Annotated in this window: 10 protein-coding genes; 5 read left to right on the top strand and 5 right to left on the bottom strand. The window is 55.3% G+C overall.

The window, feature by feature from the left end:
• Window positions 1-326 precede the first annotated feature (326 nt).
• Entirely contained in the window at window positions 327-638 is a 312-nt protein-coding gene (locus ABYT07_RS15530; RefSeq protein WP_372992949.1) for an ETC complex I subunit, read from the bottom strand.
• Window positions 639-778: 140 nt separating this feature from the next.
• On the opposite strand from ABYT07_RS15530, the gene ABYT07_RS15525 reads away from it, so the two are divergent.
• From ABYT07_RS15525 to ABYT07_RS15510, 4 genes are all read left to right on the top strand, one after another.
• Entirely contained in the window at window positions 779-1,063 is a 285-nt protein-coding gene (locus tag ABYT07_RS15525) for an antifreeze protein (RefSeq protein WP_372992948.1), read from the top strand.
• Between the two features lie 67 nt (window positions 1,064-1,130).
• Complete coding sequence (uvrB, locus tag ABYT07_RS15520) at window positions 1,131-3,347, top strand: excinuclease ABC subunit UvrB (protein WP_372992947.1); 2,217 nt, start codon at window positions 1,131-1,133, stop codon at window positions 3,345-3,347.
• Between the two features lie 186 nt (window positions 3,348-3,533).
• Window positions 3,534-3,719: a PLDc N-terminal domain-containing protein gene (locus ABYT07_RS15515; protein WP_372992946.1), complete on the top strand. Its 186-nt coding sequence runs from the start codon at window positions 3,534-3,536 to the stop codon at window positions 3,717-3,719.
• A gap of 137 nt (window positions 3,720-3,856) precedes the next feature.
• Window positions 3,857-4,528, top strand: a complete 672-nt coding sequence (locus tag ABYT07_RS15510) for a hypothetical protein (RefSeq protein WP_372992945.1) — start codon at window positions 3,857-3,859, stop codon at window positions 4,526-4,528.
• A 36-nt stretch (window positions 4,529-4,564) separates the two neighbouring features.
• On the opposite strand, the gene ABYT07_RS15505 is transcribed toward ABYT07_RS15510, so the two are convergent.
• The 3 genes from ABYT07_RS15505 to ABYT07_RS15495 form a co-directional block, all read right to left on the bottom strand.
• Window positions 4,565-6,853: a glycosyl hydrolase family 28-related protein gene (locus ABYT07_RS15505; protein ID WP_372992944.1), complete on the bottom strand. Its 2,289-nt coding sequence runs from the start codon at window positions 6,851-6,853 to the stop codon at window positions 4,565-4,567.
• A 200-nt stretch (window positions 6,854-7,053) separates the two neighbouring features.
• A complete protein-coding gene (locus ABYT07_RS15500) occupies window positions 7,054-7,467 on the bottom strand; it encodes a DUF4864 domain-containing protein (RefSeq protein ID WP_372992943.1) in 414 nt (137 codons plus the stop codon).
• Window positions 7,468-7,528: 61 nt separating this feature from the next.
• Window positions 7,529-9,109, bottom strand: coding sequence for a lysine--tRNA ligase (locus ABYT07_RS15495; protein WP_372992942.1), 1,581 nt, complete (start codon window positions 9,107-9,109; stop codon window positions 7,529-7,531).
• Window positions 9,110-9,227: 118 nt separating this feature from the next.
• Here ABYT07_RS15495 and ABYT07_RS15490 point away from each other — a divergent pair, with 118 nt between their 5' ends.
• Window positions 9,228-9,650: a tellurite resistance TerB family protein gene (locus tag ABYT07_RS15490; protein ID WP_372992941.1), complete on the top strand. Its 423-nt coding sequence runs from the start codon at window positions 9,228-9,230 to the stop codon at window positions 9,648-9,650.
• Between the two features lie 33 nt (window positions 9,651-9,683).
• On the opposite strand, the gene ABYT07_RS15485 is transcribed toward ABYT07_RS15490, so the two are convergent.
• On the bottom strand, window positions 9,684-10,726 hold a 1,043-nt coding region (locus ABYT07_RS15485; RefSeq protein ID WP_372992940.1), incomplete at its 5' end, for a D-alanyl-D-alanine carboxypeptidase.

Genomic DNA, 10,726 nt, shown 5'->3' with positions numbered 1-10,726 from the left:
TTGGAAGTGCGCCTTCAATTTCACGTCTTATGCTTAGATATCTCATGAAAAAATGCTCTCGCAATTCGGTGTTTTCGCTCACCTCGAAGCACATTCATACACTCAAGCTGCTTATCAACACGACCGTAAACTACGGGGCCATTCAGAGCTGAGGGGCTTCAATCTCACCTTTTATGTAGTCTCTGGGTCATGTTTGCAGCAGACATGCGAAGAACATCAAGATATGGCAAGGGCAATAGGCCAAGTATCTATATACTGATTGAATCTCATCTTCGCGGGATCTTCACCCCGATTCCGAGACAACTTTATCCCGATTTACAAAACGCTTAATGGGTCCAAGCTCCGCGACGTGCCGTTGCGAAGTTTTCGCCGTAGCCGCCGGGGCGGATGTTTACACGGCGTTTGTGGGGCTCTTGGACGACCGCATCAATCCCATGGGCGCGGGCGTATTCGACCGCTTCTTCCTTGGTCTCGAACCGCAGCTTGACTTGGGTCTGCGTGTCACTCGAAGACGTCCACCCCATCAGCGGGTCAACTTCACGCGCACTTTCCTGATTGAACTCAAGCAGCCAGATGTGAGTCTTGGCAGTCCCAGAGGACATGGCTGTTCGTGCAGGTTGGTAAATGCGAGCGCGCATAGGGAATTCTCCGGCTGGTTCAGATCTTATATCGGTCATTTTGGCCAAAGGATCAAGCGATCACCGCCAATCCTAAACATTTCGCGTTACAAATGCTGCGTTGCAGCATATGCTGAAAGGACGCGCAACGGAGCAAGCAAATGAATCCCCTGAACCTAATGAAATTAAGCACGCAGATGGCATCCTTGATGTTGGACACCCAAGCTGTGATGACCCTCCGTCTTATGGGTATGGCGGGCGCGCTCCCCCATGCGCGTGGCGAAAATGAACGCATGGTTAATGAAAAAGGTCCCGCTATGGCCAAAGCCTATGCCGCAGCCACCAAGGCCGCCATCGGAGGGGGCAGACCTGATCAAATCATGACCGCCGCAATGGAACCGGTCAGCAAAAAGGTGCGCGCCAATCGCAAGCGCCTGACAAAGTAGGGCCTTGCCCCCCTTGATCCTGACGCAAAAAATGACACCTTAGGGGCAACACCCAAAGGAACCTGCCATGGCCTATGCCCATTCCGACAGCCTACCGGAACGCAAAGACGCATTCCTGTCAAATCCCGCACCCGATGTGCGCGAACGCCCCAAGCTTGAGGGCGGAAAACGGTTTGTTTTATCGACAGAATTTGAACCGGCGGGCGATCAGCCAACCGCAATCAAAGAACTGTCCGAAGGCGTGCGGTCAGGTGAACGGGATCAGGTGCTGCTGGGGGCTACCGGCACCGGCAAGACGTTCACGATGGCCAAGGTGATAGAGGAAACGCAGCGCCCCGCGATCATCCTTGCCCCGAACAAGACCTTGGCCGCGCAGCTTTATGGCGAATTCAAAGGGTTCTTCCCCGAGAACGCCGTCGAGTATTTCGTCAGCTATTATGACTATTACCAACCCGAGGCCTACGTCGCCCGGTCCGATACCTTTATCGAGAAGGAATCGCAGATCAACGAACAGATCGACCGGATGCGCCACTCGGCCACGCGCGCGCTGTTGGAGCGTGACGATGTAATCATCATTGCGTCGGTATCGTGCATTTACGGCATCGGGTCCGTTGAGACCTACGGTGCGATGACGCAGGATCTGAAAGCCGGGTCAACCTACGACCAGCGTCAGGTGATCGCTGATCTGATCGCCCAGGCCTATAAACGCAACGATGCGGCGTTCCAGCGCGGCACTTTCCGCGTGCGTGGCGATAGCCTCGAGATCTTTCCGGCCCACCTTGAGGATCGTGCGTGGCGATTGTCTTTCTTTGGCGAAGAACTGGAAAGCATCACGGAATTCGACCCGCTGACCGGTGAAAAAACCGGCACCTTTGACCAGATCCGCGTCTATGCCAACAGCCACTATGTGACGCCGAAACCGACCATGAACCAAGCGGTGATCGGCATCAAAAAAGAACTGCGCATGCGATTGGACCAGTTGGTTGGCGAAGGTAAACTGCTGGAAGCGCAACGGCTTGAACAACGCTGCAACTTTGACCTTGAGATGTTGGAAGCGACCGGCGTCTGCAACGGGATCGAAAACTATTCGCGCTATCTGACGGGCCGCGCGCCCGGAGAGCCGCCCCCCACCCTGTTCGAATTCATTCCCGACAATGCAATTGTGTTTGCCGACGAATCACACGTGTCGGTCCCGCAGATCGGCGGCATGTATAAAGGTGACTTTAGGCGCAAAATGACGCTGGCTGAACACGGCTTCCGGCTGCCCTCTTGCATGGACAACCGCCCGTTGAAGTTCGAGGAATGGGACGCCATGCGCCCGCAATCGGTGTTCGTATCCGCCACGCCCGCAGCATGGGAAATTGAACAGACCGGCGGCATTTTCACGGAACAGATCATTCGCCCGACGGGCCTGATTGACCCAATGATCGAAATCCGCCCCGTTGAAATGCAGGTCGATGACTTGTTGGACGAGGTGCGCAAGGTCGCCGCCGACGGTTTCCGCACGCTGTGCACAGTCTTGACGAAACGCATGGCCGAAGACCTGACCGAATACATGCATGAACAGGGCATTCGCGTGCGCTATATGCACAGCGATATCGACACCATCGAACGGATCGAAATTCTGCGCGACCTGCGGCTTGGCGCTTTTGACGTGCTGATCGGGATCAACCTTTTGCGCGAGGGTCTGGATATTCCCGAATGCGGACTGGTGGCGATATTGGACGCGGATAAAGAAGGGTTCTTGCGTTCAGAAACCTCGTTGATCCAGACGATTGGCCGCGCGGCGCGCAACGCCGAAGGCCGCGTGATCATGTATGCCGACCGCATCACCGGCTCGATGGAACGCGCGATGGGCGAAACCGATCGTCGCCGCGCCAAGCAGGTCGCCTATAACGAACTGCACGGCATTACGCCCACGACGGTCAAGAAAAACGTCGATGACATTCTTGCGGGCCTCTACAAGGGCGACGTCGACATGAACCGCGTGACCGCCAAGATCGACAACCCGCTGGCTGGAGGCAACCTGAAAACGGTGCTGGACGGGTTGCGCACCGACATGCGCAAGGCCGCCGAGAACCTAGAGTTCGAAGAAGCCGCCCGCTTGCGTGACGAGGTCAAACGCCTTGAAGCTGTCGATCTTGCAATCGCGGATGATCCGATGGCGCGCCAATATGCCGTCGACAAGGCAGTGGATGACGCGCAAAAGGCGTCAGGCCGGTCAACCGGCGGACGTGGTGGCATGCGCGGCGGCAAATCACGTTATGGCGGGAAAAAGCGTTAGGGTTTTATTTCCCGTCAGATCACCTTTTTGGGCCGATGAGGATCGGGTTTGATTCGCTTTTGAAAGCGGAACCGGGCGTATTTCTGCGATCACAATTCATCAAATCTTAGAAACGTTCACAAAATTGGGAACGATTCAAAGCCGCGACACGTTGACCCAGCAGAACAACTTAAAAGGAGAACGACAATGGAATATGGTATTCTGGGTCTGATCATACTTATCGCTGACATCTACGCAATCATCAAAGTTCTTGGCTCAGGTGCCTCGACATTGTCGAAATTGCTTTGGATCGTCGGCATCGTTATTTTCCCTGTCTTGGGCTTTATCGTATGGCTGATTGCAGGTCCAAAAGGCGGCGCAGTGAACGTCTAAGTGACGATACATTGAACGACAAAAAACCCGCAGATAGCTCTGCGGGTTTTTTGCTATTTGTAGTTTATTTATTATAAATTATACGCATATTCCTAAATTTCCTTTAGCATGTTTCCCGAAAGGTCGGTGCTTTGAACATGCTTCGTATTCTGGTGTTTCTATTTTCAGTTTTGCTGGCGCATTCGGCTTTTGCCGGTGCGTGGCTACGCGAAAAAGAAACCGGCTTTTCGTCTTTGACCGTCAGTGGCTCAATGTTTCGGGAATTTGGCCAGACCACCTATCTTGAATACGGCGTGCGCGACGACGTGACCTTGGGGGCCGACGTGGGGTTTCTTGCGTTACCGGATGGCAGTCGGTCCGATTATGCGACGCTGTTTATACGCCGCCCTATCGGGGTTCAGGACGGCCCAAACGTCTGGGCATATGAACTGGGTATCGGTGCGGGCTGGACCGGTGAAACCGTCAATCCCTATCTGCGCACCGGGATTTCATGGGGGCGCGATTTTACCCTTGGCAAGCGTGGCGGCTGGATGGGTGTTGATGCAGCAATCCAGTGGGACGTCTACGATACCAATCATCTTATCAAACTCGACAGCACGGTCGGCATGAACTTCAACGACCGGTTCTCGGGGATGGTTCAGATATTCCACGCACGCGTGAATGACAACGCGATCACCTCGATCGCGCCGTCCATTATTTTTCGCCCCTTAAAAAACAAGTCACACATCAGGCTAAAAGTCGGGACTGAAACGCAAATCGGCAACTCTAAGGCGACAACGTTCAAGGTCTCTTTCTGGCGCGATTTCTAGGCCCCACACACCACGCATGAGGGGCCAGAAATCCGGTTAGCGCTTGTCCATACGCGCCTGCATAAAAATCGCACCTTTAACGCTGGTGTTCCAAACCAGATGCAGCAGATCCCGATCTGGCCCTTGGTCCGTCAGCACATATGGATGCGAGAACTGCGCAACATTCGAAGTGTTACGCACAGGCCCGTCCATCGTGATGCTATCCACCGCAATCGCCCAACCACCAAAGGGAAACCGATCTGCGATATCCACGACCCAAGTCTGCGCATGGCTTGCTTGCGAATGTTCCACCTGCACGGGGTTGGCCACGGGATAATTCACGCCGTGGAACGAATTGCCGGTGATTTCGATATTCCGCATCCGCGAGAAATCCATATCCGCATAGGTCGTGTCGATACGTTCGACGTGATCAATCGGGCCGTTCAAACTGCGGAACCGGTTGTCAGTGATCGTCAAACCGTTGATGACATGCCCTGCACCGTGCGGTTTGATCACGATATAGCTGAACCACGGTGCCACCTCGCCCGACAAAAAGATGTTGCCGGTAATAGACAAAGAGCTGAACGAATATTCGCTGCTGTATTCAGGGGCAGGATCCTGTTCGTTGGTCCATTCGATAAAGCAGTTATCGACATAATTGCCATGGATCACCGATCCGGTGTGTTGCGCGGCAATGATCAATCCGGCCGAACGGATGCCATTCGTTACCGTGTCACCCTGGAAAAAGTGATTGCCCGTGATGATGTTGTTTTGTCCGGCCACCAGCGCAAAATGCCGGAAACGGGTCGCGCGGTTGTCACGGATTTTCACATCATTGGCATTACAGTTGATCGCGATGCTTTTGCGCTCCGAAACGTTCAACCCGTCTTCGGAGGACAGGAACTGGCAGCGGTCAATAAACATGCCCTGACATCCGCCACCAGTGGACGTGACACCGCGGTCCTTGGGCCGCGAAACAAAGCAATCGCGCATGTGGAACGTCACCCCGGATGGTGCCAGATTTATGCCGCTCGCGACGTTGTTGCACTGGAATTCGATATCAGACAGAACGAACTTGCTCAGCGAACCGTAGTTGCTGAAATCAAGCATGTACTGAAAGCGCGAAAAGGTGAAATTCTGTGTGCCAGCCGCATCGAACAGTGGGGCGTTCAGGGTAATTTCCTTGGTGGCAATGTTAACGTCACGGACATAGATTTCCCGCCCGACGCCATTGCCGCTCATGTGAGACCCGATCGGGATGTTGGCCACATTGGTCACATTGGTTAGCTTGCGCGCGTCAGACGGCGAATACGTCCCCTGCGAGGTCACCGTCACTGTATCCCAATTTCCGTTGCTGGCCGCCTCGAACTGGCCGTTGCGGATAACCCGGCGCGTTGAATAGCTGGTTCGTTCAGGGGTTGCCGCCTGCATATCAATCGGCCCGGTCACATACACCTTGCGCCCCCCCATATCGAGAGATTCATGGTCCGAGTTGCTGAGCAACGCTTGAAACGCTTTGCGAAAGGCGATTTCTTCCGTCTCGAATGCGTCAATATAATGCGGCAGATCAAAGTTGTGACGAAGCGACAAGATCGCCGTCGCAGGCATGACCACCTTGCCTTCGAACAACGTCTCGGTGTCAAAAGTCACATCGCCGTTCAGACGAAAAAGTCCCTTGGGGACTAGCACGCTGCGCCCGTCCGACGCTGCATTCGCCGCGTTGAAAGCAGCGGTGTCATCGGTCACGCCATCCCCCACTGCGCCAAAGTCACGCACATCAACCTGCGCCAGCATATCCAGCAAGAACGCGCTGGTGATGTCGTCGATTTGCAAATCGTCAATCCGGACAACACCGCCGTTTTGCCCTGTCATATCAAGGCCGAAATGCCCGTAGACCGGGTTCGTCCCCCAAACCATATCGACGCCGCCGCGCTGGCCGGACCCGACGATGGCGCTGATTTCAACCACCTCGCCGTAGCTTGTCAGTTGAACCGACGTACCAAATTCGACCAGCCCACCCACGCGCGCACCATTGCCAAGTGCGGGATACCCCGCAATCCGGACCGATGGCAGGTTACCACTGATCGCCTTGACCTTTGCTGTGATGCGCAGATAGCAGCCCGGCAGCAGCGGCGTTTGCCCCATATAGCGCAGCTTTTGCGTACCTTGCGTTTTGATCAACTCAAGCGCGCCGCCAAAATCCTGATCCGCCGGAATAAATGCGGCGTTAATCGCATTGGCGTAGGTATCAGATCCTGACGTGCCATCACCGCTTGAATACACATCAAGCCCGTTTGCAAACGCTGCGGGTGTGAAAACCACCCCATCTGTAATCGCCTTGTTCATCAAATTCCCTTTCAAAGATCCACCGCAAGCCCTACCGGCCCGCCGCCCCACCAGTTGCGAAACTCCGGCAGCCACCGGCACGGGGTCTGGGATACGCACCTGCGGTTAATCGGGTCTAAGACCACCGCGCGCTTAAACGGGAAAACCCGCCTCGATTGTACGAGGCGGGTAAGGGGTCGCATTAAAAGGTTTGGCTTGGTTCAGGCTGTCACAGAAGGCGCGTCCAACAGTTGAACCCCGGATATACGCCAACCGTCATCCGTCTGGGTCATCTGATAGTCCAGCATATGGACAAAGCCCTTTTGGTCCGTGACCTGTACTTTTTGCCACAAGGCACCTGCAATTTCACGCAGCTCAAGATATTTCACCTCGGCAGGGCGGTGAACCATCGGATAGCCCGTGGTCACCATGCGTTTAAAATTCTCGGGCGATTGGAAAAGCATCTGTAACGTCGGGCTGGCGAATTGAAACGCGCCCTCGAAATCATCTGCCTTAAAGGCGTCGAATTGCTGGCTGATGGTGCCTTCGATCTCGGCCTGTTGGGCCGACGCGCCAAAGGCCATAAACAGCGTCAGCAACGCCCCGAAAAGAACCGAAACAAATAGGCTGCGCATTGGCTGTCTCCCTGTGGTGATGCGGTTAAACCTAAGTCACGCACACCACAGGGCAAGAGTTTCATTCAGCGGTCAGCTTGCCCGCCAGCGCGTCATCAATCAGCGCAATGGTTTCATCCACACCGTAAAGTGCGATAAACCCACCAAACCGCGGGCCTTGGCTGGCCCCCAGCAACACTTCGTACAGCGCCGTGAACCAATCGCGCAGTGGATCGAACCGTTCCTTGCCAACGGCAAAGACCATGGTCTGCAATGCTTCGGCGTCCAATCCACCGTCCCAAGTTTTTAACTGCGCCTGCAAGTCCTCCAACGCTTCACGCTCAAGGTCAGTCGGCGCGCGGAACACTTTGGTCGGCTTCACAAAGTCGTTGTAATACCGCACAGCATGAGCTGCCGCAGCGTCCATGCCAGGGTTGCCTTCGGGCGTGGCATCAGGTGCATAGCGCTGGATAAAGCCCCAAAGTTGCGATTTCTCCTCGGCAGAGGATACCGATGCCAGGTTCAGCAGCATCGAATAGGGCACAACCATATCGGACTTTGGCACATCGCCGCCGTGGATATGCCAGACCGGATTGTTCAACTTGGCCTTGTCGTCCTGACCTTCATAGGCCCGCAACTGCTGGTGATATTCATCGACGGCCTTGGGAATCACGTCGAAATACATCCGCTTGGCGGTCTTTGGCTTGAGGTACATAAAATAAGACAGCGATTCCGCGCTGGCATAGGTCAGCCATTCATCAATCGTCAGGCCATTACCCGATGATTTGGAGATTTTGTGTCCATCCTGATCCAAGAACAGCTCATAAGTGAAATGCTCGGGCGCTTTGCCGCCCAAGATGCGGCAGATGGCGTCATAAATCGGGGTGTTGGTGCTGTGATCCTTGCCGTACATTTCAAAATCGACATCCAGCGCGGCCCAGCGGGCACCGAAATCGGGCTTCCATTGCAGCTTTACGTTGCCACCGGTCAGCGGCAGGGTCATTTCGGTCCCGTCTTCGTCGTCAAAGGTGATCGTACCTTCCTTGGCGTTCACCTCTTTCATCGGCACATACAAAACACGGCCCGTTTCGGGGTGGATCGGCAAAAAGATCGAATAGGTCTGGCGGCGCTCTTCGCGCAAGGATTTCAGCATCACGGCCATGATCTCGTCGTATTTCTCGGCGGCACGCAAAAGCACCTCGTCAAACTGGCCGGAACGATAGAATTCCGTGGCCGAAATGAATTCGTATTCAAAGCCGAACGTATCCAGAAAACGCCGCAACATCGCATTGTTATGTGCACCAAAGCTTTCGTGCGTGCCAAACGGATCAGGCACCGATGTCAACGGTCGTTGCAGATGTTCTGCCAATGCTTCGGGGTCGGGCACGTTGCCCGGAACCTTGCGCATGCCATCCAGATCGTCCGAGAAACAAATCAAACGTGTAGGAATGTCACTAATCAGCTCAAAAGCGCGTCGTACCATCGTGGTGCGCGCAACTTCGCCGAAGGTCCCGATATGGGGCAAACCCGATGGTCCATAGCCGGTCTGAAACAAGACATATCCCTTCTCGGGGGCCTTTTTTGCATAGCGTTTCAACACCCGGCGTGCTTCCTCAAAGGGCCACGCTTTGCTGGTTAGGGCTGCTTCACGCATCTGCGACATGTCTTGTTTTCCATCATTTTCGCCCCGCACCCAATGCGCGCAAGCAGCCCGTACCTATTGCGTCCCCGAAGGGGCGTCAATAATCTGTGCCAATACAGCTTCTTGGAGAGGAAATCCCATGACCGAAGATACATCCCTGACGCTCAGCGCGCAGGATTGCCTCGTGGCACTGATGATCGCAGTGTCGGCGTCGGATGAGGATATCCGCACCACCGAGCTGATCAAGATCGAGACCGCTGTGAATGTGCTGCCGATCTTTGCAAAATATGACGTCGACCGGATCAGCACCGTCAGCCAGATGGTTTTCGATTTATTTGAACAAGAAGACGGGCTTGATGCTTTGTTCGGCCTGATCAAAGGCGCTTTGCCGGACCGGTTGAACGAAACCGCCTATGCGTTGGCCTGCGATGTCGCGGCAGCAGATGGCAGATTGGAAGAAGCCGAATTGCGCCTGCTCGAAGAAATCCGCTACGAGCTGGATCTGGACCGGCTTCACGCTGCAGCCATCGAACGCGGTGCTCGGGCGCGCCATGTTATGTAGTTCACCGGAATTTTCGAAAAAAAAAGCGGGTTCTCACGCTTCGTGATATGCACCCCATCTCTCGATAAGGCTTTGCTGCAACCGTTTGGCGTTCACATTCCATGCACGGCCCCCATCAGGGTTTGCACGCTGCGCACGTGTGATCGTGGCGCGGCGCGGTTCATCAGCGCAGAAAATAGCAAACGCCATTTCCCGCCCGTTCGGTCCCGTCATATACCCCGCAAGGGTCGATACAAAGTTCAACGTGCCGGTCTTTGCGACGACATTGATCGGGTGATTGCTTAAGGGTTTACGCTTTGCATCCCGCATCAGGATCGTCTTGAGGATCGGCTTCAAGACACCCGACCCGCTCACCTTGATCAATGCCGCCACCATATCTTGGACCGAAACACGGCTGTCGTCGCCCAACCCCGAATGATCCACCAGCGCGGGGTTGCTCATCCCCAGTGCCCCCTTGGCCCAGCGGTTCATCTCGGCTGCTGATTCTTTCAACGTGCCGGGCTTTTGGCCACGCGCCTGAGTGGCCGCAAGACCCGCCATTTCCGCCGTCAGATTGGTCGAATATTTTAGCATGTCCCGCATGATATCACGCAGCGGGGCGCTTTGCTGTGCCACCAGAACGGCCCCTACGGGCCGCGTCTTGGTCATGGCCAGCCCGCGCAGCCGAATGCCTTGCGCGCCTGCCATCGTGACAAAGACATCGCCAGCATAAAGCCCCGGTTTACGCACCGGCAGCCACCGCGCCCCGCCCCCGCCCAACGCCGGCTTGGCCACGGTCCAATTGTCGCGCGCACCCCCGTCGCTGTAAGTATAAAGTGGTGAAGCACGATCGGTTATCTGCATCGCAGCCATCGTAACTGCGGGGCGGTACTTTTCGGACCGGCCGTCCATGGTTACGGCATACCCCCCACTCGCGCGCTTCCATTCGAAATGCACCCGGTTAAAGTTCAAGGCCACGCCTGTCACCGCAGGGTTGTAGCTGACATAGTCAGGCTGGTTAGGGTCAATTCCATCCAGCACCGGCAGGCTACCCTCGTAGACGTAAAAGGTGCCTTTAACACTGCGCACACCCGCTT

Source organism: Sulfitobacter sp., assembly GCF_041552635.1.
Taxonomy (GTDB): Bacteria; Pseudomonadota; Alphaproteobacteria; order Rhodobacterales; family Rhodobacteraceae; genus Sulfitobacter.
This window is presented reverse-complemented; position numbering and strand designations above follow the sequence as displayed.